Below are 23,465 nucleotides of genomic sequence, written 5' to 3'. Positions count from 1 at the left end.
TCGGGGAAATTTTGGAAATTGTTAATCCGCCAGCCGCCCCGCCTTTTCGCGTAGCTGCGACGAGCTGAGAATATGTACTCCCTGATGCATCGGTGATAGTGCTTCCGCCAGCAACGCACTTGCCACATCCCGCGCATCAATAGCTTTCCAGCGCCCCGGCAGCAGGCGGAAAAACGGCCCAAAGAGTATTTCGCTCATACGCTGTTGCTCCCGTTTCCCTGTCAGCATAGATGGACGCGCGATCGTCAAACGTGGCCATTGCTGCGCAATAAGCGCCTGTTCCATCTCACCTTTCACACGATGATAGAAAAAGGGGGAACGGGGATCCGCCCCCATCGCACTCACTACCAGCATATGCCGGGCACCCAGTCTTTTTCCCGTCAGGGCGGTATCGACGACCAGCGTATAATCGGCGTGCACGAACGCCTCTTTGCTTCCCGCTTGCCGCCGGGTGGTTCCCAGACAGCAAAACACGATATCTACCGGCTCAATCACCTGTGCCAGAGCATCTGTCAGTTGCGGATCGTGCGGATTAAATACGCCGGAGATATCGGCCAGAGGCCGACGGGTAGGAGCCGTAATGGATTTAATTCCCGGCTCATTAATCAGCATTCGAAGTAAGTGACCACCAACTAACCCGGTGGCGCCTGTTAACAATACCTGACTCATCAACGCTCCTTTACAGAATTTTCTACCTTGCGCTTCCGGCATCATGTTCCAGACTTGATACTCGACGAGGTAATTATCCATCATCAGCAAAGTAATGCCTCATTCCATACCAAAACACGGGAGGAAGAATGAGTAAGAAGATAGCCGTTTTAATTACCGACGACTTTGAAGATTCAGAATTCACTTCCCCTGCTGACGCCTACCGTCTGGCCGGACACAACGTGGTGACGATTGAAAAACAGGCGGGGAAAAAGGTAAAAGGCAAAAAAGGGACAGCCGAAATCGTTATTGATAAAGCCATTGATGACGTCAATCCTGCCGACTTCGACGCCTTACTGCTTCCGGGTGGCTATTCACCCGATTCTCTGCGGGGAGATGAGCGTTTCGTCACTTTTACTCGCGACTTTATCAGTAGCGGTAAACCGGTATTTGCCATCTGTCACGGCCCGCAGTTGTTAATTAGCGCCGATGCGATCCGCGGACGTAAACTCACGGCGGTAAAGCCCATTATTGTCGATGTTAAAAACGCAGGCGGCGAATTCTATGACCAGGAAGTGGTTATCGACAACGAGCAACTGGTGACCAGCAGGACGCCGGACGATCTTCCGGCGTTCAACCGCGAAGCCTTACGCCTGCTCGGCGCCTGATTCACGCAGCCAGTGCAGTTTTTTGCCAAAACCCAGCGTGTTATCTGTGAACTTAAGCTCGTCGGGGCGAATTTCCCAGACGGATGCCGAGAGCATACGGGCAACCGGGAAGCGGCGAACGTAGCGTTTGCGCATCGCTGCTTCCTCTTCTCCGGCTAAGCGGCGAATTTCGCCTTTAAACTGTACGCCACGGATCAGCGCCACGCTTTTCGGCTGGCCATTGATCGTCCCGGCAACCTTAGCGCGTTCCCCGGTCATTTGACCATGGCGCGTTTTTTCATCGCTGAGCAGATAGAACGCAACCGCCTCCGGGTCATAAACGTAAAAAGCATTAGCGCACCACAGCTCACCATCGCGGGCAACGCACCAGGTCACGACATGCTGTTTGCTCAGCCAGCGGCTGATAGCAGCGAGCGTCTCCATCTTTACTCTCCAGTATGTTATGGTGCTCACACCTTAACATAGCGACCTTTATACCGTGTGCTGGTTTCTCTATCTGATTCGTACCGCTGATAATCGCCTTTATACGGGAATTACCACCGATGTTCCACGCCGCTTTTGCCAGCATCAGGCGGGGAATGGGGCAAAGGCACTGCGCGGCAAAGGAGAGCTTCAGTTGGCCTTTAGCCATGAAGTTGGTGAACGCTCACTTGCCCTACGACTGGAGTATCGTATTAAGCAACTCACGAAGCGCCAGAAAGAGCGCCTCGTTGCCGGAGACGGTTCGTTTGAAATTCTGCTGGAAAGCCTCAAAAACGATTAAAGTGGTCGCTATACTCGACCAGGCCATGCACGCCTTCCAGCGCATCATCGGCCAGGCGATGAAGCTGGAACGTCTTATCGCTATCCGGCCAACGGCAGCGCAGGTCAAAACGCGACGCCGGTTCAAATCCCAGATGGCCGTAGAAAGCCGGATCGCCAAGCGTGACGACAGCGGCATAGCCAAACTCATTCAGCGAATCCAGACCTTCATAAACCAGCTGACGCCCGATTCCCTGACCGCGATAGCTTTCGTCCACCGCCAGCGGGGCCAGTCCGACCCACTGCAGGTCTTCGCCTTCGATGGAGACCGGACTAAAGGCAACATAGCCAACGACCTGACCTTCGTCATCCGTCGCCACGAGGCCCAGCGTGATCATCCCATCCTCACGCAGACCATGCACCAGTTGCGCTTCCGCATCGCTGCTGAAAGTTCGACGCAGTAACGCATCAATTCCCGGCGCATCAATCCCAATTTCTACTCGAATCAGCATGCCTCACCTACCGATGTCTGTTCAGGTTTCTGCGGGCCTTTCAGACCTGCTTCAACAAAATCCGCCAGTTGCAAAAGCATGATACGCAGCGCGCTGGGCATCTGCTCCAGCTCAATAGCATCCATCAGGTTTTTTACATACAGTCCCAGTTCGGTATCACCCTCAATAATCAGACGGCGCTGGAAGAACAGCGTGTCCGGATCCTGTTTACGCGCCGCAATCATCAACAGATCGCTGGCATCGGCGCTAAAGCTGACGTCTGCGTCGGCCGTTGCGCTAACCACCAGACGGCCATCAACAACCGAGGTATACCACAGCAGGCCAATATCACGCACATTAATACTTAACCAGCGCCCTTCCAGAAAATCCAGTTCCCCCTCCGCCAGTGCCTGGCGAAACTGCCAGCTTAATACTTGTTCCAGCACCTGACGCTTGAGAGCAAAAGGCGCCAGCTTAACCGGCACGCTGATGATTGACGGGCCAAAATGCACCAGTTGGGAACGCAGTTTATCCAACACAAGCTTTACTCCATGAATGCAATCGTTCATCTATTGTGCCATATCAAATAAACGACATAGCGGCGTAAATCAACAAAATCACAACGACGAATACGGGGTATTGCGCCAGTCAATACGCGTTTAACTGCCTTAAATCAAAAATTGTCACCAGAAGGTTAACTAAAATCCCAACTCATTAACTATCCAGCGTCCCTGACAGGTCGCGTTGTTCAGGAAAAATTATGGAGCTGCTCTGCCCAGCCGGTAACCTTCCGGCGCTTAAGGCGGCCATCGAAAACGGCGCCGATGCTGTCTATATCGGGCTAAAAGATGACACGAATGCCCGTCACTTCGCCGGTCTTAACTTCACCGAGAAGAAACTACAGGAAGCCGTCAGCTATGTGCACCAGCATCACCGCAAACTGCATATCGCCATCAATACCTTTGCTCATCCTGAGGGTTATGCCCGCTGGCAGCGGGCGGTCGACATGGCTGCCCAACTGGGCGCCGATGCGCTGATCCTTGCCGATATCGCGATGCTGGAATACGCCGCCGAGCGCTATCCGCATATTGAACGCCATGTTTCCGTCCAGGCTTCAGCCACCAATGAAGAGGCGATCCGTTTTTATCAGCGCAATTTTGACGTTGCCCGCGTGGTCCTGCCGCGCGTCCTGTCGATTCATCAGGTCAAACAACTGGCGCGCGCCACGCCGGTACCGCTGGAGGTCTTCGCCTTCGGCAGCCTCTGCATCATGGCAGAAGGCCGCTGCTATCTCTCCTCTTATTTGACCGGTGAATCGCCAAATACCGTTGGCGCCTGCTCACCTGCGCGTTTCGTTCGCTGGCAGCAAACGCCGCAGGGGCTGGAGTCACGCCTCAATGAGGTGCTGATCGATCGCTATCAGGAAGGGGAAAACGCCGGTTATCCGACGCTATGTAAAGGCCGTTATCTGGTCAATGGCGAGCGCTATCACGCGCTGGAAGAGCCTACCAGTCTGAACACCCTGGAGCTATTGCCGGAACTGATGGCGGCAAACATTGCATCGGTGAAAATTGAAGGCCGTCAACGCAGCCCGGCGTACGTCACCCAGGTGGCGAAAGTCTGGCGTCAGGCAATCGATCGCTGCAAAGCCGACCCGCACAACTTCGTGCCGCAATCCGCGTGGATGGACACCCTCGGTTCCATGTCCGAGGGAACACAAACCACGCTTGGCGCGTATCACCGTAAATGGCAGTGAGAAAAGCAATGAAATATTCCTTAGGGCCGGTGCTTTACTACTGGCCAAAAGAGACGCTGGAAGCATTTTACCAGCAGGCGGCGGGCTGTAGCGCGGATACGATTTATCTTGGCGAAGCGGTGTGCAGCAAACGCCGCGCCACCAAAGTCGGCGACTGGATCGAGATGGCGAAAGCGCTGGCCAGCAGCGGCAAACAGGTGGTGCTTTCCACTCTCGCGCTGGTACAGGCTTCTTCGGAACTGGGCGAGCTGAAGCGCTATGTTGAGAACGGCGAGTTTCTGATTGAAGCCAGCGATTTCGGCGTCGTCAATATGTGCGCAGAGCGTAAACTGCCGTTTGTCGCCGGTCATGCGCTTAACTGCTATAACGCGGTAACGCTGCGTCTGCTGCTTAAACAAGGCATGGTGCGCTGGTGCATGCCGGTCGAGCTTTCCCGCGACTGGTTGGTGAATCTGCTGAACCAGTGCGATGAGCTCGGCATCCGCAATCAGTTTGAAGTGGAAGTGCTGAGCTACGGCCATCTGCCGCTGGCGTACTCCGCCCGCTGCTTTACCGCCCGCTCGGAAGATCGGCCAAAAGACGAGTGTGAAACCTGCTGCATCAAATACCCCAATGGGCGGGACGTGCTCTCGCAGGAAAGTCAGCAGGTGTTCGTTCTCAATGGCATTCAGACCATGAGCGGCTACGTCTATAACCTCGGGAATGAGCTGACCTCCATGCAGGGACTGGTCGACATTGTGCGCCTTTCCCCGCTGGGTACGGAGACATTCACCATGCTCGACGCCTTCCGCGCCAATGAAAACGGCAGCGCGCCATTGCCGCTGGCGGCGCACAGCGACTGCAACGGTTACTGGAAACGCCTGGCGGGTCTGGAACTACAGGTGTAACTGAACCCTGCCGGATGGCGGCATAAATACCTTATCCGATCTACGATGCATTTGTAGGCCGGATAAGCGAGGCGCCATCAGGCAGTTGTGTTTGCGCCCCGCCTTATACCGCTCACTTTGTTAACCACGGTAATCATATTTTCATGCAGTATTAAATGATTCACCGTCGACAAAGTGAGCCGTTATGACAGACAAAACCATTCCATTTTCAGTGCTCGATCTGGCACCGATCCCGCAAGGTTCCTCCGCAAAGGAAGCCTTCTCCCACTCTTTAGATCTGGCGCGGCTGGCCGAAAAGCGGGGCTATCACCGCTACTGGCTGGCGGAGCACCATAATATGGTCGGCATCGCCAGCGCCGCAACCTCGGTGCTGATTGGCTATCTTGCCGCCAATACCACCACCCTGCATCTGGGTTCCGGCGGCGTGATGCTGCCAAACCATTCTCCACTGGTGATTGCCGAGCAGTTCGGTACGCTTAATACGCTTTATCCTGGACGAATCGATCTCGGACTTGGCCGAGCGCCGGGCAGCGATCAGCCCACTATGCGCGCCCTGCGCCGCCATATGAGCGGCGACGTCGATAACTTCCCGCGAGATGTGGCGGAACTGGTGGACTGGTTTGACGCGCGCGATCCTGAGCCGCACGTACGCCCGGTTCCCGGCTATGGCGAAAGAATCCCGATCTGGTTGCTGGGTTCCAGCCTGTACAGCGCCCAACTGGCGGCGCAGCTTGGGTTACCGTTCGCTTTCGCCTCCCATTTCGCGCCGGATATGCTATTCCAGGCCCTGCATCTCTACCGCACCCATTTCAAACCATCAGAACGGCTGGCAACGCCATATGCCATGGTATGCATTAATATCATCGCCGCCGACAGCAACCGGGATGCCGAGTTCCTGTTTACCTCGATGCAGCAAGCGTTTGTCAAACTGCGTCGCGGCGAAGCCGGGCAACTGCCGCCACCGGTGCAAAATATAGACTCACTATGGTCCGCCTCTGAACAATATGGCGTCCAGCAGGCGCTGCGCATGTCGCTGGTCGGCGATAAAGCCAAAGTGCGTCACGGGCTGGAGTCTATTCTGCGCGAAACGCAGGCGGATGAGATTATGGTCAACGGGCAGATTTTCGATCATCAGGCGCGGCTGCATTCGTTTGACCTGGCGATGCAGGTGAAAGAAGAGTTGGCGGGCTAGTGCGTTGTTTTGCCCGGTGGCGTTTACCGGGCCTACGAGATCGTTCAGGCCGGATAAGGCGTAGCCGCCATCCGGCGCTAAAAAGTTACTGGTATACAGGTAACAAGTTCACGCTCGACAGAATATGCACCAGCGCGTTGCCGATACCGAATACCAGGATCAGCGCAATCATCGGCTTTCCGCCCCAGACGCGGAATTTTGGGCTGCCGAAGCGTTTACGTGATGCCCGAGCCAGCAGCGCCGGTACAATGGCTGCCCAGATAGTTGCCGCCAGGCCGGCATAGCCGATGGCATACAAGAAACCGTTCGGCCACAGCAAACCGCCAATCATCGGCGGCAGGAAAGTTAGCAGCGCCGTTTTGAAGCGCCCCAGCGCTGAATCATCAAAACCAAACAGATCCGCCAGATAGTCAAACAGGCCGAGCGTCACGCCGAGGAACGAACTGGCAACCGCAAAGTTAGAGAACACAACCAGCAGCAGATCGAGACTGCGACTGTTCAGGACGCCGCTCAGCGCCTGTACCAGCACATCGATATTACCGCCTTTTTGCGCAATACCGATAAACGCTGGCCGCGGGATATTCCCCATCGTTACCAGCAGCCAAACCCCATACAACCCCAGCGCCAGCAGCGTGCCATAGATCAGGCATTTAACGATAGTACGCGGGTCCTTGCCGTAATATTTCATCAGGCTCGGCACATTACCGTGGTAACCAAAGGATGCCAGGCAGAACGGTAGCGTCATCAACAGATACGGCATATACGACGCATTGTGTTCGGCGACGTTAAACAGGGTCGTCGGCTGAACATGCCCCAGCAAGCTGCCAAAGGTCAGGAAAAAGGTAATCACCTTCGCCCCGAGCACAATAGCCGTCATACGACTAACCGCTTTCGTACTCAGCCAGACGATAAATGCCACCAGCAGCGCAAAAGCACATCCTGCTGCCCGTGCCGGAACATGCAGCGACATTTCACCGAAGGTATGGTGCAGGATTGAGCCGCTGGCGGAGATATAAGCGTAGGTAAGAATATAAAGGACAAAAGCAATAGACACGCCATTAATCAGATTCCAGCCCCTGCCAAGCAGATCTTTCGTGATAGTGTCAAAGCTGGCGCCAATCCGGTAATTGAGGTTCGCTTCAAGGATCATTAACCCGGAATGCAACATGCAAAACCAGGTGAAGACCAGCGCCGCCAGCGACCAAAAAAACCACGCGCCGGACATCACCACCGGCAACGAAAACATACCCGCGCCAATGATTGTTCCGCCGATAATCACTACGCCGCCAAATAAGGACGGTCGGGTTGCCGTAGTGGTAAGTGTCGCCATTTGCCGAAATCTCCAGTCGAAAAGACTTTTCTCGTTATTAACGCGGCGCACTGTACCAGTGCGCGAGTACAAAGAAAATAAAAAAAGCCCCAGTCATTCAGACCGGGGCTGTATCATTTACTTTACGTTAGCGGTAAATATTAATTACGCATCGCCACCGAAACGACGACGGCCTGCAGAATCATCGCGACGCGGCGCAGACGCATCGTCACGGCGCGGCGCGCGGCCACCTTCACGACGTTCACCGCTGAAACGACGACCATCGCTACGGCCAGCTTCGCGGCGCTCACCGCCAAAACCACGGCCGCCTTCACGGCGCTCACCACCAAAACCACGACCACCTTCACGACGCTCGCCACGACGTTCTGGACGCGGCTGAGCATCACCCAACAGTTGCATGTTCATCGGCTTGTTCAGGATACGGGTACGAGTAAAGTGCTGCAGCACTTCGCCCGGCATACCTTTCGGCAGTTCGATGGTTGAGTGAGAAGCGAACAGTTTGATGTTACCGATATAACGGCTGCTGATATCGCCTTCGTTAGCAATCGCGCCAACGATATGACGCACTTCAACGCCATCGTCACGACCCACTTCAATGCGATACAGTTCCATATCGCCAACGTCACGACGCTCACGACGCGGACGATCTTCACGCGGGCCACGATCGTTGCGATCGCGCGGACCACGATCATCACGATCGCGGAACTCACGACGCGGGCGCATCGGCGCATCCGGCGGTACGATCAGCGGACGTTCGCCCTGGGCCATTTTCAGCAGTGCCGCGGCCAGAGTTTCCACATCCAGCTCTTTGCCTTCGGCGGACGGCTGGATTTTCGCCAACAGCGCGCGGTACTGATCCAGATCGCTGCTTTCCAGCTGCTGCTGAACTTTCGCGGCAAATTTCTCCAGGCGACGTTTGCCCAGTAATTCTGCGTTCGGCAGTTCCACTTCCGGAATGGTCAGTTTCATGGTGCGTTCGATGTTACGCAGCAGACGACGCTCGCGGTTCTCAACGAACAGCAGCGCGCGGCCAGCGCGACCTGCACGACCAGTACGACCGATACGGTGAACGTAGGACTCTGAATCCATCGGGATGTCATAGTTAACCACCAGGCTGATACGCTCAACGTCCAGACCGCGGGCGGCGACGTCGGTAGCGATCAGGATATCCAGACGGCCGTCTTTCAGACGTTCCAGAGTCTGCTCACGCAGAGACTGGTTCATGTCGCCGTTCAGGGCCGCACTGTTATAACCGTTACGCTCCAGCGCTTCAGCAACTTCCAGAGTCGCGTTTTTGGTACGAACGAAGATAATCGCCGCATCAAAATCTTCTGCTTCAAGGAAACGCACCAGCGCTTCGTTTTTACGCATACCGTAAGCAGTCCAGTAGCTCTGGCTGATGTCCGGACGCGTGGTTACGCTTGACTGGATGCGGACTTCCTGCGGCTCTTTCATAAAGCGACGGGTAATGCGACGAATCGCTTCCGGCATAGTGGCAGAAAACAGAGCGGTCTGATGACCTTCCGGGATCTGCGCCATAATGGTTTCTACGTCTTCGATAAAGCCCATGCGCAGCATTTCATCAGCTTCATCAAGAACCAGACCGCTCAGTTTAGAGAGATCCAGGGTGCCGCGTTTCAGGTGGTCCAGCAGACGACCCGGAGTACCGACAACGATTTGCGGCCCCTGACGCAGCGCGCGCAACTGCACGTCATAACGCTGGCCGCCATACAGGGCGACGACGTTTACGCCACGCATATGTTTGGAAAAATCGGTCATCGCTTCAGCAACCTGTACCGCCAGTTCGCGGGTCGGCGCCAGCACCAGAATCTGCGGTGCTCTCAGCTCAGGATCGATATTGTTGAGCAGCGGTAAAGAGAACGCTGCGGTTTTACCGCTACCGGTCTGGGCCATACCCAGAACGTCGCGGCCGCCCAGTAGATGCGGAATGCACTCAGCCTGGATCGGAGATGGTTTTTCGTAACCCAGATCGTTAAGCGCTTCAAGGATGGGAGCCTTCAGGCCCAGATCTGCAAAAGTGGTTTCGAATTCAGCCATGTAGTACGTGTGCCTCAAAATTAATGGCGGCCAGTCTACATAACTCATCGTGAAAATTTACGGTAATTTTCATTGAAAAGTGTGAACCGGCTCAAAGTAGGTGTATTAACGAACAACAACGCCCTCACCCGCAAAGGTGATAGCAAACAAAAAAGGGCTGATGTGTTCGTCAGCTATTGCTGGTCCGATTCTGCCAGGTCATCTTGCTCCTGGCCCAGGAGCGATAATTCCAACAATGCATATCGGTGCTCAACGTAGTTATGAACGTTGTTTGCGACCGCCAGTTTGAACAGTGCCGTAGCGCTGTCCTTGTCCCCCAGACTTAGGTAATACTTACCTAAATAGAAGTTGGTTTCACTGAGATGCTCAGCGAGCGAGGTGTTATCCGTTGCGTCTGCCTTGAGACGGTCCATCAGCTCATTTTCGCTAATGTCCCCAAGGTAGAACTCGACAATGTTCCATCCCCATTGCTCTTTGTCCGACTTGTTGAAGCGCTGTCTCAGTGCTTCAAGCGCCTGTTTCTCATTGAGCTTACGCTCAGCAAGATATAGCCACAGACTGCGGAAAGGATCGTTGGGGTCGTCTTGATAAAACGCCAGCAGATCATCTTGCGCTAACTTAGCACGGCCACCGTAATACAGCGCGATGCCGCGATTTAAGTACGCGTAGTTGTAAGTTGGATCAAGCTCAAGTACAGAATCAAACGCTTCATAGGCAGCATCATAATTGCCTGCCTGCGTTAAATAAATGCCTAAGTAATTGAATACTTCAGGCATATCCGGTCGGATTGCCAGCGCCTGTGAAAAATCATTTCGCGCTAATGCCCTCAGACCGAGACTATCATACAACACTCCGCGCTCATATAAAAGCTGTGCGCGTTCGTCATCGGTTAAAGCCCGACTGGCAAGAATTTGTTCCATGCGCGCCAGAATGACTTCCTGCTGCAAAGTCGGTTGCAATGGCACCGCGAGGACTGCCTCCTTACGCCAGGCAGAGTTGCTGCATCCTGCCAGCGTGAGAGCTGTCGCCACGAAACACCAGCGCAGAAAAGGCTTCATTTCCCACTCCCGAAGACAACGATTGGATGAACGTCCAGTTCCCCGGTTGCAAACACGGCATCCTGCCCGCAATACGCCCTCCGCGATGCGGAGGGCAAACGGCAACCTTACTCGCCCTGCTGCTCAGCGGCCGGCGCTTCCGGCGCAGCCGCAGGCTGAGTCTGTTCAGTTGCTTCTTTGATGCTCAGACGAACGCGGCCCTGACGGTCAACTTCCAGCACTTTAACCGGCACTTCCTGGCCCATCTGCAGATAGTCAGTCACCTTCTCAACGCGCTTATCGGCAATTTGAGAAATATGAACCAGACCTTCTTTACCGCCACCAATGGCAACAAACGCACCAAAGTCAACGATACGGGTCACTTTACCATTATAGATACGACCCACTTCAATCTCAGCGGTGATCTCTTCGATACGACGAATCGCGTGCTGCGCTTTGTCGCCATCGGTTGCTGCAATCTTCACGGTGCCGTCATCTTCGATTTCGATGGTGGTGCCGGTTTCTTCGGTCAGCGCACGAATAACGGAACCGCCTTTACCGATAACGTCTTTAATCTTGTCCGGGCTGATCTTGATGGTATGGATACGCGGCGCGAATTCAGAGATATCGCCGCGCGGCGCGTTGATCGCCTGTTCCATCACACCCAGGATATGCAGACGCGCGCCTTTCGCCTGATTCAGCGCAACCTGCATGATCTCTTTGGTGATACCTTCAATTTTGATATCCATCTGCAGCGCAGAGATACCTTCACGGGAACCCGCGACTTTAAAGTCCATATCGCCAAGGTGATCTTCATCGCCCAGAATGTCAGACAGTACGACAAAGTTGTCGCCTTCTTTCACCAGGCCCATCGCGATACCCGCGACAGCAGCTTTGATCGGCACACCCGCGTCCATCAGCGCCAGAGAAGCGCCACAGACGGAAGCCATAGAGGAAGAACCGTTAGATTCGGTAATCTCCGAAACCACGCGCACGGTGTACGGAAATTCTTCGATAGTCGGCATAACGGCCAGTACGCCACGCTTAGCCAGGCGACCGTGACCAATTTCACGACGTTTCGGCGAACCCACCATTCCCGTTTCACCAACGGAGTACGGAGGGAAGTTGTAGTGGAACAGGAAGGAATCAGTACGCTCGCCCATCAGTTCATCGATGTTCTGCGCATCGCGGGCGGTTCCCAGCGTCGCGGTAACCAGCGCCTGCGTTTCGCCACGGGTAAATAGCGCGGAACCGTGGGTACGCGGCAGCACGCCGGTACGGACGTCCAGCCCACGAATCATGTCTTTTTCGCGGCCATCAATACGCGGTTCACCAGCCAGCACGCGGCTACGCACCACGTTTTTCTCGATCGCGTGCAGGATTTCACCCAGTTCGTTAGCGTCCAGGGCTTCGTCTTCAGCAACCAGCGTGGCAATGGTTTCAGATTTGATCACATCAACCTGAGCATAACGCTCCTGTTTGTCAGTGATGCGGTAAGCATCGCTCAGGCGCGCTTCGGCAAGTTGAGCAACGCGCGCGTTCAGCGCTTCGTTGACGGCTTCCGGATGCCAGTCCCAACGCGGTTTACCGGCTTCTTTGACCAGGTCGTTGATCGCCTGGATAACCACCTGCTGCTGTTCGTGGCCGAACACGACTGCGCCCAGCATCTGGTCTTCACTCAGCAGTGCGGCTTCAGATTCCACCATCAACACAGCAGCCTCGGTACCTGCGACAACCAGGTCCAGCTTGCTGGATTTCAGCTCTTCCTGGGTTGGGTTCAGCACGTACTGGTCATTGATGTAACCTACACGCGCGGCGCCGATTGGGCCGTTAAACGGAATACCGGACAGAGACAACGCGGCGGAAGCGCCAATCATAGACACGATATCCGGGTTAACCTGCGGGTTAACGGAAACCACGGTGGCAATAACCTGAACTTCGTTAACGAAACCTTCCGGGAACAGCGGGCGAACCGGACGGTCAATCAGACGCGCAATCAGGGTTTCGCCTTCGCTCGGACGGCCTTCACGACGGAAGAATCCCCCCGGGATTTTACCTGCCGCGTAAGTACGTTCTTGATAGTTAACAGTCAGTGGGAAGAAATCCTGGCCTGGCTTCGCTTTTTTCTGACCAACAACGGTAACGAATACCGCAGTGTCATCCATGCTAACCATAACGGCGGCCGTTGCCTGGCGCGCCATCATGCCGGTTTCCAGCGTTACGGTATGTTGGCCGTACTGGAATTTACGAACGATCGGATTAAGCAAAATTCTGTCCTTATATCTATAGATGATGTCATATCCATGATATGACATCTGATGACCCGATCTTCTGCATCCTCGCGACTAATGACAACCCTAACCCGCCCCTGCGAATCAAGCCTCTCATTAGCCGCGCGAACCTCTGCACGAAGATCATTAATAGCAACAATACATGAGTTTTTAGTGAATTGCTGCCGCCCGGTCGAAAAAAGGGGCCGTGAGGCCCCTTCTTCTGAAACTCGCAGAATTAGCGACGCAGACCCAGACGCTCGATCAGCGAAGAGTAACGTGCAACATCTTTACGTTTCAGGTAGTCGAGCAGTTTACGACGCTGAGAAACCATGCGCAGCAGACCACGACGGCTGTGGTGATCTTTTTTGTGCTCTGCAAAGTGGCCCTGCAGGTGGTTGATCTGCGCAGTCAGCAGTGCGACCTGAACTTCAGTTGAACCGCTGTCGTTTTCGCCACGACCAAACTCAGAAACGATTTTTGCTTTAGCTTCAACGCTTAGAGACATTTTAGAACTCCAAAATTAAAAGAAAGAAAGGGTGCCGATCTCTAATTCAGCAACCCCTGATATAACACCCGAAAATGTTGCAACACTTTAGCGGGCATTAAGCGGCAATATTCTACTCGCAGCGGCCTTTTATCGCAAGAAAAGCACTCATAGCGGGTATTCAACCACCAGACGACGAGGGGCCACACGGCCTTCGTCATCAATTTCCCCCATACCCAGAAACTTACCTTCTTCCCCCTCAGTGACACGAACCAGCCCCTGTAGCGGCGCCCCCGAGGTGCGAACCGGGTTACCATTCTTAAAGTAAACAGCCGAGGTTTGCGGAATATTAATCAGTGGATAATCCGCCGCCGGACTATCCATAGGCATCAGTAATGGATCCAGCAACTGCGCAGCCGGGATATCCAGCACACTGGCTTGCTCAACCAGCGCCTGCAGTTGTTCCAGCGTCACCATCCGTTCAACGGGATACTTACTGACCGCCAGACGGCGCAGGAAAATAACATGCGCTCCACATCCCAGTTTCTCACCTAAGTCATCGATAATCGTACGAATATAGGTGCCCTTAGAACAGTGAATTTCCAGTTCAAGCTCATCGCCTTCATGGCGGATAAACAACAACTCGTAGACCGTAATCGGCCGGGCTTCCCGCGGCACTTCAATCCCCTGACGGGCATATTCGTACAGCTTTTTCCCCTGGTATTTCAGTGCCGAATACATCGACGGCACCTGTTGGGTTTCCCCGCGAAAGCTATCTAACGCCGCGGCCAGTTGCTCCGCGCTAAAGGCCAGAGGACGCTCCTCCACCACGTGCCCGTCGGCATCAGAAGTATCGGTACGCTGGCCAAGTTTGGCGATCACCCGGTAGCGCTTGTCTGAATCCAGCAGATACTGAGAAAACTTCGTCGCTTCTCCCAGGCAAATCGGCAACATGCCCGTCGCCAGCGGATCCAGCGCACCGGTGTGCCCTGCCCGGTTAGCGTTATAGATACGTTTAACTTTCTGTAGCACGTCGTTGCTGGATGCATCTTGGGGTTTATCCAGCAACAGAACGCCGTGAACATCGCGACCGCGACGACGAGGACGGCTCATCACTCCTCCTTGCTGTCGTCCGGATTCACGCGACGCTCATCATCATGTTTCACCACGCTGGTCACCAGGTTCGACATACGCATCCCTTCAACCAGTGAGTTATCGTAGAAGAACGTCAGTTCCGGTACGATGCGCAGGCGCATCGCTTTGCCCAACAGCGAACGGATAAAACCAGATGCTTCCTGTAATGCCTTGATGCCCGCTTTCACCGCGGCTTCATCGTTATCGTTCAGAAAAGTCACATACACTTTGGCATAGGCCAGGTCGCGCGACATTTCAACACCGGAAACGGTGGTCATCATTCCCAGACGCGGGTCTTTAATTTCGCGCTGCAGGATGATGGCGATCTCTTTTTGCATCTCCTGAGCCACGCGCTGCGGGCGACCAAATTCTTTCGCCATAATAAATTCTCCAGACAAATAAGGGGGCCACGCGGCCCCCTTTAATTTTGTATTACCGGGTGGCGCTGCGCTTCCCCAGTCTACCAGGCAATTAATCGATGGTACGTTGGATCTCGATAATTTCGAAGACTTCGATCATATCGCCAGCGCGGACATCGTTGTAGTTCTTAACGCCGATACCACACTCCATGCCGTTACGGACTTCGTTAACGTCATCTTTGAAGCGGCGCAGGGACTCCAGCTCACCTTCATAAATCACAACGTTGTCACGCAGAACGCGGATCGGGTTATGGCGTTTAACCACACCTTCGGTAACCATGCAGCCTGCGATAGCACCAAATTTCGGCGATTTGAAGACATCACGAACTTCAGCCAGGCCGATGATCTGCTGTTTCAGTTCCGGAGACAGCATGCCGCTCATTGCCGCCTTCACTTCGTCGATCAGGTTATAAATGACGGAGTAATAGCGCAGATCCAGACTTTCCGCTTCAATCACTTTACGCGCAGAGGCATCGGCACGCACGTTGAAGCCAACCAGGATCGCGTTGGATGCCGCAGCCAGGGTTGCGTCGGTTTCGGTGATACCACCTACGCCGGAACCGATGATCTTTACTTTCACTTCGTCGGTAGAGAGTTTCAGTAAGGAGTCGGAGATCGCTTCCACAGACCCCTGAACGTCCGCTTTGAGTACGATGTTCACTTCATGAACTTCGCCTTCGGTCATATTAGCGAACATGTTCTCAAGTTTAGATTTCTGCTGACGCGCCAGTTTGACTTCACGGAATTTGCCCTGACGATACAGCGCAACTTCACGGGCTTTTTTCTCGTCGCGAACGACGGTCACTTCATCACCGGCAGCCGGCACACCGGACAGGCCAAGGATTTCCACCGGAATGGACGGACCCGCTTCCAGCACTTCCTGACCCAGCTCGTTACGCATCGCACGAACGCGACCATATTCGAAGCCACACAGAACGATATCGCCCTTATGCAGAGTACCTTCGCGAACCAGAACAGTCGCAACCGGACCGCGACCTTTGTCGAGGAAGGATTCGATAACCGCGCCGCTCGCCATACCTTTACGCACCGCTTTCAGCTCCAGGACTTCAGCCTGCAACAGAATGGCGTCCAGCAGGTCATCAATACCGGTACCCGCTTTCGCCGATACGTGGACGAACTGGCTCTCGCCGCCCCACTCTTCCGGCAGGATGCCGTACTGGGACAGTTCGTTCTTAACGCGATCCGGATCGGCTTCCGGCTTATCGATTTTGTTCACTGCAACCACTACCGGCACACCGGCCGCTTTCGCGTGCTGGATAGCTTCAATGGTCTGCGGCATCACGCCGTCGTCAGCAGCAACAACCAGAACAACGATATCCGTTGCCTGCGCGCCACGGGCACGCATGGAGGTAAATGCCGCGTGGCCTGGGGTATCCAGGAAGGTGATCATACCGTTGTCGGTTTCAACGTGGTACGCACCGATATGCTGAGTAATACCGCCTGCTTCGCCGGAAGCGACTTTTGTGGAACGAATGTAGTCCAGCAGAGAGGTTTTACCGTGGTCAACGTGGCCCATGATGGTCACAACCGGCGCACGCGGTTCAGCCGCAGCGCCCGTATCACGGTCGCTCATTACCGCTTCTTCCAGTTCGTTCTCACGACGCAGGATGACTTTGTGGCCCATCTCTTCGGCCACCAGCTGTGCGGTTTCCTGATCGATAACCTGGTTGATGGTCGCCATCGCGCCCATCTTCATCATCGCTTTGATGACCTGAGAGCCTTTGACCGCCATCTTGTTCGCCAGATCGCCCACGGTGATGGTCTCACCGATGATGACATCGCGGTTAACGACCTGAGCAGGCTTCTGGAAGCCTTGCTGCAGGGCTGAACCTTTACGGTGTTTGCCGCCTTTACCGCCGCGAATCGCCGCGCGGGCTTCTTCACGATCGGCTTTTGATTCAGCGTGTTTATTGCCTTTCTTCGCCGGACGGGCGGCTTTGGCGTTACGCCCACGACCACGCCCACCTTCAACTTCACGATCGTTATCATCCTCTGCCTGGCGCGCATGCTGAGAGGTCGTTACATGATAATCGGCGGTTTCTTCTGGAGCTTCTGATGATTCAGTCCAGTTTTTTTCATTTTCTTGAGCCATACGGCGTGCTTCTTCCGCGACGCGACGCGCTTCTTCTTCAAGTTTACGGCGCGCTTCTTCTTCCGCTTTACGCTTCAGTTCTGCTGCTTCTTTCTCGCGGCGGAGCTTTTCAGCCTGGGCGGTTTTGGTCATATCGTCAGTTTGTTGATTGCTCACTTTGTTTTTTTCCGCGGCTTCACGTTTCGCTTTTTCAGCGAGTTCACGTTTAGCTTGTTCTGCGGCCTCACGTTCAGCTTTTAATTGCGCTTCGCGTTTGGCTGCTTCTTCTGCCTCACGTTGCGCCTGCTCTGCCGCTTCACGCTGCGCCTGCTCTTCCGCAGCGAGGCGTTCGGCCTCTTGCGGATCGCGTTTCACAAAAGTGCGTTTCTTGCGGACTTCGATTTGTACCGATTTACTCTTCCCACCGGTACCTGGAATATTTAACGTGCTGCGTGTTTTACGCTGCAGCGTCAACTTGTCGGGCCCTGAGCCGTGTTCACGGTTCAGATGCGTCAACAAGGTTTGCTTCTCTTGCGCGGTCACAGAATCATCAGCCGATTTGCGGATCCCTGCATCAGCAAATTGCTGTATCAGGCGATCCACAGAGGTCTGAATCTCCGAGGCCAGCGCTTTAATAGTCACATCTGTCATGCTGTTCCTTCCTGCTACAGTTTATTACGCTTCGTCGCCGAACCAACAAATATTTCGCGCGGCCATGATCAGTTCTCCGGCTTTCTCGTCGGTCAAGCCTTCGATATCAGCCAGCTCATCAATGCCCTGCTCGGCGAGATCTTCCAGCGTACAAACACCACGGGCAGCCAGAGCGAATGCCAGAGTGCGATCCATACCCTGCAGATTCAACAGATCATCAGCAGGTTTGCTGTCCCCCAGGCTTTCTTCTTTGGCCAGCGCCAGCGTGGTCAGCGCGTTTTTCGCACGCTCACGAAGTGCTTCAACGGTGGCTTCATCCAGACCGTCAATTTCCAGCAGCTCTTTCATTGGCACATAGGCCAGTTCTTCCAGCGTCGCGAAACCTTCCTCAACCAGCAGTGTGGCGAAATCTTCATCAATATCAAGATACTTAGTAAACGTATCGATAGCAGCATGGGCTTCAGCCTGATGCTTAGCCTGTAGATCGTCCACGGTCATGACGTTGAGTTCCCAGCCGCTCAGTTGCGAAGCCAGACGCACGTTCTGACCGTTACGACCAATCGCCTGCGCCAGGTTGCCCGCTTCTACCGCAATATCCATCGTGTGTTTGTCTTCATCCACTACGATAGACGCGACATCAGCCGGCGCCATGGCGTTAATCACGAACTGCGCCGGGTTATCATCCCAAAGAACGATATCAATACGCTCGCCGCCCAGTTCAGTAGAGACGGCCTGCACGCGCGCGCCGCGCATACCGACGCATGCGCCAACCGGGTCAATGCGCTTGTCATTGGTTTTCACGGCGATTTTGGCACGGGAGCCCGGATCGCGAGCCGCCGCTTTAATTTCGATAACTTCTTCGCCAATTTCCGGTACTTCAATACGGAACAGTTCAACCAGCATTTCCGGTTTAGAGCGCGTCACGAACAGTTGAGCACCACGCGCTTCCGGACGAACGGCATACAGTACACCACGAATGCGATCGCCAGGACGGAAGTTTTCACGCGGCAGCATATCTTCGCGCAGAATAACGGCTTCCGCATTGTTACCAAGATCCAGGGTAATGTTGTCGCGGTTCACTTTCTTCACCACGCCAGTGATAATTTCGCCTTCGTGCTCGCGGAATTGATCAACGACCATGGCGCGCTCGGCTTCACGTACTTTTTGTACGATAACCTGTTTCGCCGTCTGGGTCGTGATACGGTCAAAGGTGACAGATTCAATCTGGTCTTCAACGTAATCGCCAGGATTCATGCTTTCGTCTTCGAAGCGCGCAGCTTCCAGCGTGATTTCACGCGTCGGTTGAGTGACTTCTTCAACGACCAGCCAGCGACGGAAGGTGTCAAAATCACCGCTCTTACGATCGATCTCTACGCGAACGTCGATTTCTTGCTCGTATTTTTTCTTGGTAGCCGTTGCCAGCGCACTTTCCAACGCTTCGAAAATCTTCTCACGCGGCAGCGCCTTTTCGTTGGAAACGGCTTCAACAACAGCCAAAATTTCTTTGTTCATCGGGGCCTTTCACCTCAATCCAGACTGTTAAAAGTGGGGAACCAGGTTCGCCTTCTGGATGTTACTCAGCGCGAACACTTCATCTTTGTCTTCGACGGTTACCGTGATCATCTCACCGTCTACCGCTTTGATAATGCCCTGCCATTTGCGTCGATTTTGTACCGCCATACGCAGAACCAGCGACACTTCCTCACCGATAAAACGCGTATAGTGCTCTGCGGTAAACATAGGACGGTCAAGACCAGGCGAAGACACCTCCAGGTTATAAGCGACGGTAATCGGATCTTCGACATCCATGACAGCACTGACCTGGTGGCTCACATCAGCACAATCATCAACATTGATGCCATCTTCACTATCAATATAGATGCGCAGTGTGGATGTGCGACCGCGAATAAATTCGATGCCGACCAGCTCAAAGCCAAGCGCTTCAACTGGCGCAGTGAGCATCTCTGTCAATTTTTGCTCTAATGTGGACAAACCCACCCCCAAGACATAAAAAAAGGGCGTATAGCCCAGTTATTCTGCAGTCAGATAACAAAAAACCCCGATAAATCGGGGCTTTAGATAACTGAACCCTGAGATCGCAGTCGCGATCTGGAACACTTTCCAGAAGAATTCTTTCAAATTCGGCTACGAAGGACCCGGTCCTCACAGTATATTTGAAAAAGTACTTAATGGGAAAGTGGTTGCGGGGGCCGGATTTGAACCGACGACCTTCGGGTTATGAGCCCGACGAGCTACCAGGCTGCTCCACCCCGCGCCTGAAACAAACGTGGCGCATTCTACTCGTTTTGAGCAAAAAACGCAAATACTGCTGGGATTTGGTACCGAGAGACGGGACATAAAATCGTGGTGTATTGTATTGATACAGCATATATTTTGTCAACATGAATTTCACAGCGCAGGTTTCAGTCACGCGGGTATCTCAGGGGATTTTTAGCAAAAAGATCATCCTCCTCTTCCTGTTGCCAGCAAAAAATGATTAAATGAAAACTCACAATTAATGCATAAAAATGCAATAAAGATTGTTGAGTCGAACTCACCACAGTCTATCTAGCAGGGTTTTATTTTATGACGACGATTCTCAAACATCTCCCGGTTGGCCAACGTATTGGTATCGCTTTTTCTGGTGGACTGGATACCAGCGCCGCCCTGTTGTGGATGCGTAAAAAAGGCGCAGTTCCTTATGCATATACCGCTAATCTGGGCCAGCCGGACGAAGACGATTACGACGCCATTCCTCGTCGCGCCAAAGAGTATGGTGCCGAAGGAGCTCGTCTCATCGACTGCCGTAAGCAACTGGTTGCGGAAGGTATTGCCGCCATCCAATGCGGCGCGTTTCATAACACCACCGGCGGCTTGACCTACTTTAACACCACTCCGCTGGGCCGCGCCGTGACCGGTACCATGCTGGTCGCCGCCATGAAAGAAGATGGTGTCAATATCTGGGGTGATGGCAGTACCTATAAAGGTAACGATATTGAACGTTTCTATCGTTACGGCTTGCTGACTAACGCCGAACTGAAAATTTACAAACCCTGGCTGGATAGCGACTTTATTAACGAGTTAGGCGGCCGTCAGGAAATGTCCGAGTTTATGATTTCCTGCGGATTTGATTACAAAATGTCCGTAGAAAAAGCCTACTCCACCGATTCCAATATGCTCGGCGCGACCCATGAAGCAAAAGATCTGGAATTCCTGAACTCCAGCGTCAAGATTGTGAACCCGATCATGGGCGTCAAATTCTGGGATGAGAACGTCAAAATCCCTGCTGAGGAAGTCACCGTGCGTTTTGAACAGGGTCACCCGGTTGCGCTGAACGGACAAACCTTCAGCGACGACGTTGAGCTGATGATGGAAGCTAACCGCATCGGCGGTCGTCACGGTCTGGGGATGAGCGACCAGATTGAAAACCGTATTATCGAAGCGAAAAGCCGCGGTATTTATGAAGCCCCGGGGATGGCGCTGCTGCATATCGCTTACGAACGTCTGCTGACCGGTATTCACAACGAAGATACTATCGAGCAATACCATGCGCATGGCCGCCAGCTTGGGCGTCTGTTGTATCAGGGCCGCTGGTTCGACTCCCAGGCATTAATGCTGCGTGACAGCCTGCAGCGCTGGGTCGCCAGCCAAATCACCGGTGAGGTCACGCTTGAACTGCGTCGCGGCAACGACTACTCCATCCTGAATACCGTCTCTGACAATCTGACCTACAAAGCAGAGCGTCTGACAATGGAGAAAGGTGATTCGATGTTCTCCGCGGAAGACCGTATCGGTCAACTGACCATGCGTAATCTGGATATTACCGATACCCGCGAGAAGCTGTTTGGCTACGCGCAGTCTGGCCTGTTGACCGCCTCTTCCGCCACGGGTTTACCTCAGGTGGAAAATCTGGAAAACAAAGACAAATAACGCTCCGAATAAATCGCAGGCCGCGTAAGCGACCGCGGATTGTGACCCTCGCGTAAAAACGTGAGGGTTTTCTTTTACGGCAAAAACAGATTGCATGAGCGATTTTGCCGATTACCACTCAACGCGATTACCTGACCTTCCTCTCCCCGCCTCAACGCAGATCAAACAAACATAAACATTTGAATTAAAAGTAATTTTTACACATAGTCATCACAGACAACATGTGCAGCCCATCGTTTATTGACGATGTGATCAATCTAAAGGAATTTAAATTTCATTAATATATATAATGAATTAAATATTTCAAAATCAATGCAAGATTTTGTCCTCGCTGTTCGTGGTTCCTGAGCATTAGATCGGTTAAATCTCACTAGAGAGTTTAAAATTAACAAACTGAATTTTAGGAAAAAAAATGAAAACAGCACTACATGGTGTCTCAGTATGGTACAGCAATGCCGTCACCCAGCTAAGCATTGCAAAAGAGAGCGGATTCGATGCGCTGGAGATCCTGCCGGAACATCTTTTTCGTTACCTCGATAATGGCGGGACATTCGAGGCATACCGACATTTGATGCAGCACTATGACATTGAAGTCAGTTGCATTAATGCCCTGAAACGCATCGGGCGGTATCAGCCCGGTGAACGGGAAGAGATGCTGAGGGAGGCCGAAAAAATTAGCCATGCCGCTCAGGAACTGAAATGCCCGGTAGTGCAGATTATGGCGCTGACCGAACTGGATCATCTCAGCGAGGATGAACGTAACGATATCCTGGTCAGGAACATTCGTGATATTGCGGATATTGGTAAACAATACGGTGTCAAATACCAGATTGAGATTGTTGCTTTCACTCGTTTCAATACGCTGCGCCAGGCGCTGGAGATTATTAAACGTGTTGGCCGCGACAATATTGGCCTGGTCATTGACTTCTGGCACCTGCATGCCGGCGGCGGTACGACCCCAGATGAAGTGGCCAACATGGACGTAAATCTTATTTATGGCGTTCATTTCTGCGACGGACGCGCCGCGAAGCCAGGTGAAGCCTGGGACGAGTGGGTGCAACGCGACTACCAGCCAGGCGAAGGCGATGTGGATATTGCCGCATGGATTAAGGCTGTTAAAGCTACCGGCTACAACGGCGTATGGGCGCCAGAGCAATTGAGTCCCACGCACTGGGAGGATGATTTATATCAGATTGGTAAAGATAATTACCAAAGCTTAATTGAATACACGGCATAAGGAAGAAGACCGCTAACAGACGAACCGTGTGTGAAACATATTACTGAATCGTCAGTCAGAGACTGTCATTTAAATTGAGTCATCGGCGTTGTCGTCCGTTTCATTGGCCAACGGCAATCGCATTATCGGTGGTTTAAACGAAAATCTGATTCGGTTTATTCGCTTACTGAGCTGATACGGGCTGAATGAAATATAAAGGATATAACTTTTTTATGACTTTCAGCCTCTGAAAAGCCACTGACGAATAACGGACTCACCGCATGGGGGTTGGGCGCATCAAGGAAACCTGGCGAGAACGCAGGCGCGCATCCAGGACTGGCCGCCAGGACGGCGGCCAGAGGGCGGGTCGAGACAGGGACAAAATTGCCGGGAGCAATTTTGAACAGCGCTTGCGCTGGCCCTGGAAGGGCGAGTCCCAGGGATGGGACGAGTAGCGT

General features: G+C 53.5%; 22 protein-coding genes, 1 tRNA gene and 1 pseudogene. 7 read left to right on the top strand and 17 right to left on the bottom strand.

Annotation, left to right across the window (positions count from 1 at the left end):
• Positions 1 to 21 precede the first annotated feature (21 nt).
• Positions 22 to 669: an NAD(P)H-binding protein gene (locus FE839_RS19430; RefSeq protein WP_138362421.1), complete on the bottom strand. Its 648-nt coding sequence runs from the start codon at positions 667 to 669 to the stop codon at positions 22 to 24.
• A gap of 128 nt (positions 670 to 797) precedes the next feature.
• Here FE839_RS19430 and FE839_RS19425 point away from each other — a divergent pair, with 128 nt between their 5' ends.
• Complete coding sequence (locus FE839_RS19425; protein ID WP_138362420.1) at positions 798 to 1,316, top strand: type 1 glutamine amidotransferase domain-containing protein; 519 nt, start codon at positions 798 to 800, stop codon at positions 1,314 to 1,316.
• Here the strand turns inward: FE839_RS19425 and FE839_RS19420 are convergent.
• The gene (locus FE839_RS19420; RefSeq protein WP_138362419.1) at positions 1,296 to 1,739 is read right to left on the bottom strand and encodes a YhbP family protein; all 444 of its coding nucleotides are present in this window, start codon (positions 1,737 to 1,739) and stop codon (positions 1,296 to 1,298) included. The two genes, FE839_RS19425 and FE839_RS19420, sit on opposite strands and share 21 nt — an antisense overlap.
• 55 nt (positions 1,740 to 1,794) lie before the next feature.
• Between FE839_RS19420 and FE839_RS19415 the strand changes: the two genes are divergently transcribed.
• Positions 1,795 to 2,079: a GIY-YIG nuclease family protein gene (locus FE839_RS19415; RefSeq protein WP_138362418.1), complete on the top strand. Its 285-nt coding sequence runs from the start codon at positions 1,795 to 1,797 to the stop codon at positions 2,077 to 2,079.
• Here FE839_RS19415 and FE839_RS19410 read toward each other — a convergent pair.
• On the bottom strand, positions 2,066 to 2,569 hold the full coding sequence (locus FE839_RS19410) for a GNAT family N-acetyltransferase (protein ID WP_138362417.1): 504 nt from the start codon (positions 2,567 to 2,569) through the stop codon (positions 2,066 to 2,068). The genes FE839_RS19415 and FE839_RS19410 overlap by 14 nt on opposite strands.
• Positions 2,563 to 3,087, bottom strand: coding sequence for a ubiquinone anaerobic biosynthesis accessory factor UbiT (gene ubiT / locus FE839_RS19405; protein WP_138362416.1), 525 nt, complete (start codon positions 3,085 to 3,087; stop codon positions 2,563 to 2,565). The genes FE839_RS19410 and ubiT overlap by 7 nt, the downstream gene beginning before the upstream one ends.
• A 221-nt stretch (positions 3,088 to 3,308) precedes the next feature.
• Here ubiT and ubiU point away from each other — a divergent pair, with 221 nt between their 5' ends.
• The 3 genes from ubiU to FE839_RS19390 all read left to right on the top strand — a co-directional run bounded on the left by ubiU (position 3,309) and on the right by FE839_RS19390 (position 6,383).
• Entirely contained in the window at positions 3,309 to 4,304 is a 996-nt protein-coding gene (gene ubiU, locus FE839_RS19400; RefSeq protein WP_138362415.1) for a ubiquinone anaerobic biosynthesis protein UbiU, read from the top strand.
• A gap of 8 nt (positions 4,305 to 4,312) precedes the next feature.
• Complete coding sequence (locus FE839_RS19395) at positions 4,313 to 5,191, top strand: U32 family peptidase (protein ID WP_138362414.1); 879 nt, start codon at positions 4,313 to 4,315, stop codon at positions 5,189 to 5,191.
• Positions 5,192 to 5,375: 184 nt separating this feature from the next.
• The gene (locus FE839_RS19390) at positions 5,376 to 6,383 is read left to right on the top strand and encodes a luciferase-like monooxygenase (protein ID WP_138362413.1); all 1,008 of its coding nucleotides are present in this window, start codon (positions 5,376 to 5,378) and stop codon (positions 6,381 to 6,383) included.
• Between the two features lie 85 nt (positions 6,384 to 6,468).
• Here FE839_RS19390 and mtr read toward each other — a convergent pair whose 3' ends face one another.
• The 12 genes from mtr to FE839_RS19330 form a co-directional block, all read right to left on the bottom strand.
• Complete coding sequence (gene mtr / locus FE839_RS19385) at positions 6,469 to 7,713, bottom strand: tryptophan permease (RefSeq protein WP_138362412.1); 1,245 nt, start codon at positions 7,711 to 7,713, stop codon at positions 6,469 to 6,471.
• Positions 7,714 to 7,857: 144 nt separating this feature from the next.
• Positions 7,858 to 9,771, bottom strand: coding sequence for an ATP-dependent RNA helicase DeaD (gene deaD, locus FE839_RS19380; RefSeq protein ID WP_138362411.1), 1,914 nt, complete (start codon positions 9,769 to 9,771; stop codon positions 7,858 to 7,860).
• Positions 9,764 to 9,844: a protein YrbN gene (yrbN, locus tag FE839_RS19375; RefSeq protein ID WP_085903200.1), complete on the bottom strand. Its 81-nt coding sequence runs from the start codon at positions 9,842 to 9,844 to the stop codon at positions 9,764 to 9,766. The genes deaD and yrbN overlap by 8 nt, the downstream gene beginning before the upstream one ends.
• Before the next feature lie 100 nt (positions 9,845 to 9,944).
• Positions 9,945 to 10,829, bottom strand: coding sequence for a lipoprotein NlpI (nlpI, locus tag FE839_RS19370; RefSeq protein ID WP_138362410.1), 885 nt, complete (start codon positions 10,827 to 10,829; stop codon positions 9,945 to 9,947).
• Between the two features lie 107 nt (positions 10,830 to 10,936).
• Positions 10,937 to 13,075, bottom strand: coding sequence for a polyribonucleotide nucleotidyltransferase (gene pnp / locus FE839_RS19365; RefSeq protein WP_138362409.1), 2,139 nt, complete (start codon positions 13,073 to 13,075; stop codon positions 10,937 to 10,939).
• 241 nt (positions 13,076 to 13,316) lie between these two features.
• Entirely contained in the window at positions 13,317 to 13,586 is a 270-nt protein-coding gene (gene rpsO / locus FE839_RS19360) for a 30S ribosomal protein S15 (protein WP_004106090.1), read from the bottom strand.
• A gap of 147 nt (positions 13,587 to 13,733) precedes the next feature.
• Positions 13,734 to 14,678: a tRNA pseudouridine(55) synthase TruB gene (truB, locus tag FE839_RS19355; protein WP_138362408.1), complete on the bottom strand. Its 945-nt coding sequence runs from the start codon at positions 14,676 to 14,678 to the stop codon at positions 13,734 to 13,736.
• On the bottom strand, positions 14,678 to 15,079 hold the full coding sequence (gene rbfA, locus FE839_RS19350; protein WP_138362407.1) for a 30S ribosome-binding factor RbfA: 402 nt from the start codon (positions 15,077 to 15,079) through the stop codon (positions 14,678 to 14,680). The genes truB and rbfA overlap by 1 nt, the downstream gene beginning before the upstream one ends.
• Before the next feature lie 91 nt (positions 15,080 to 15,170).
• Positions 15,171 to 17,861, bottom strand: coding sequence for a translation initiation factor IF-2 (infB, locus tag FE839_RS19345; protein WP_138362406.1), 2,691 nt, complete (start codon positions 17,859 to 17,861; stop codon positions 15,171 to 15,173).
• Positions 17,862 to 17,885: 24 nt separating this feature from the next.
• Entirely contained in the window at positions 17,886 to 19,373 is a 1,488-nt protein-coding gene (gene nusA, locus FE839_RS19340) for a transcription termination factor NusA (RefSeq protein ID WP_138362405.1), read from the bottom strand.
• 27 nt (positions 19,374 to 19,400) lie between these two features.
• Positions 19,401 to 19,853 (bottom strand): ribosome maturation factor RimP, encoded by a 453-nt coding sequence (gene rimP / locus FE839_RS19335; protein ID WP_138362404.1) that lies wholly within the window; start codon positions 19,851 to 19,853, stop codon positions 19,401 to 19,403.
• Positions 19,854 to 20,059: 206 nt separating this feature from the next.
• A tRNA-Met gene (locus tag FE839_RS19330) sits at positions 20,060 to 20,136 on the bottom strand.
• Positions 20,137 to 20,447: 311 nt separating this feature from the next.
• On the opposite strand from FE839_RS19330, the gene argG reads away from it, so the two are divergent.
• Positions 20,448 to 21,791: an argininosuccinate synthase gene (gene argG, locus FE839_RS19325; protein WP_138362403.1), complete on the top strand. Its 1,344-nt coding sequence runs from the start codon at positions 20,448 to 20,450 to the stop codon at positions 21,789 to 21,791.
• A gap of 412 nt (positions 21,792 to 22,203) precedes the next feature.
• The gene (locus FE839_RS19320) at positions 22,204 to 23,028 is read left to right on the top strand and encodes a sugar phosphate isomerase/epimerase family protein (protein WP_138362402.1); all 825 of its coding nucleotides are present in this window, start codon (positions 22,204 to 22,206) and stop codon (positions 23,026 to 23,028) included.
• 155 nt (positions 23,029 to 23,183) lie between these two features.
• Here the strand turns inward: FE839_RS19320 and FE839_RS24775 are convergent.
• Positions 23,184 to 23,465 (bottom strand): annotated as a pseudogene (locus tag FE839_RS24775) (hypothetical protein); the annotation flags it as partial.

Source organism: Klebsiella indica, assembly GCF_005860775.1.
GTDB classification, from domain to species: Bacteria; Pseudomonadota; Gammaproteobacteria; order Enterobacterales; family Enterobacteriaceae; genus Klebsiella; species Klebsiella indica.
The sequence above is the reverse complement of the archived record's forward strand: the minus strand, read 5'-3'. Positions and strand labels throughout refer to the sequence as shown.

What these genes read in the sequence shown, in the direction of transcription:
- FE839_RS19430 (WP_138362421.1), bottom strand. Translation starts at nt 669, where the DNA reads ATGAGTCAGGTATTGTTAACAGGCGCCACCGGGTTAGTTGGTGGTCAC.
- FE839_RS19425 (WP_138362420.1), top strand. Translation starts at nt 798, where the DNA reads ATGAGTAAGAAGATAGCCGTTTTAATTACCGACGACTTTGAAGATTCA.
- FE839_RS19420 (WP_138362419.1), bottom strand. Translation starts at nt 1,739, where the DNA reads ATGGAGACGCTCGCTGCTATCAGCCGCTGGCTGAGCAAACAGCATGTC.
- FE839_RS19410 (WP_138362417.1), bottom strand. Translation starts at nt 2,569, where the DNA reads ATGCTGATTCGAGTAGAAATTGGGATTGATGCGCCGGGAATTGATGCG.
- ubiU (WP_138362415.1), top strand. Translation starts at nt 3,309, where the DNA reads ATGGAGCTGCTCTGCCCAGCCGGTAACCTTCCGGCGCTTAAGGCGGCC.
- FE839_RS19395 (WP_138362414.1), top strand. Translation starts at nt 4,313, where the DNA reads ATGAAATATTCCTTAGGGCCGGTGCTTTACTACTGGCCAAAAGAGACG.
- FE839_RS19390 (WP_138362413.1), top strand. Translation starts at nt 5,376, where the DNA reads ATGACAGACAAAACCATTCCATTTTCAGTGCTCGATCTGGCACCGATC.
- mtr (WP_138362412.1), bottom strand. Translation starts at nt 7,713, where the DNA reads ATGGCGACACTTACCACTACGGCAACCCGACCGTCCTTATTTGGCGGC.
- deaD (WP_138362411.1), bottom strand. Translation starts at nt 9,771, where the DNA reads ATGGCTGAATTCGAAACCACTTTTGCAGATCTGGGCCTGAAGGCTCCC.
- yrbN (WP_085903200.1), bottom strand. Translation starts at nt 9,844, where the DNA reads ATGAAAATTACCGTAAATTTTCACGATGAGTTATGTAGACTGGCCGCC.
- nlpI (WP_138362410.1), bottom strand. Translation starts at nt 10,829, where the DNA reads ATGAAGCCTTTTCTGCGCTGGTGTTTCGTGGCGACAGCTCTCACGCTG.
- rpsO (WP_004106090.1), bottom strand. Translation starts at nt 13,586, where the DNA reads ATGTCTCTAAGCGTTGAAGCTAAAGCAAAAATCGTTTCTGAGTTTGGT.
- truB (WP_138362408.1), bottom strand. Translation starts at nt 14,678, where the DNA reads ATGAGCCGTCCTCGTCGTCGCGGTCGCGATGTTCACGGCGTTCTGTTG.
- rbfA (WP_138362407.1), bottom strand. Translation starts at nt 15,079, where the DNA reads ATGGCGAAAGAATTTGGTCGCCCGCAGCGCGTGGCTCAGGAGATGCAA.
- infB (WP_138362406.1), bottom strand. Translation starts at nt 17,861, where the DNA reads ATGACAGATGTGACTATTAAAGCGCTGGCCTCGGAGATTCAGACCTCT.
- nusA (WP_138362405.1), bottom strand. Translation starts at nt 19,373, where the DNA reads ATGAACAAAGAAATTTTGGCTGTTGTTGAAGCCGTTTCCAACGAAAAG.
- argG (WP_138362403.1), top strand. Translation starts at nt 20,448, where the DNA reads ATGACGACGATTCTCAAACATCTCCCGGTTGGCCAACGTATTGGTATC.
- FE839_RS19320 (WP_138362402.1), top strand. Translation starts at nt 22,204, where the DNA reads ATGAAAACAGCACTACATGGTGTCTCAGTATGGTACAGCAATGCCGTC.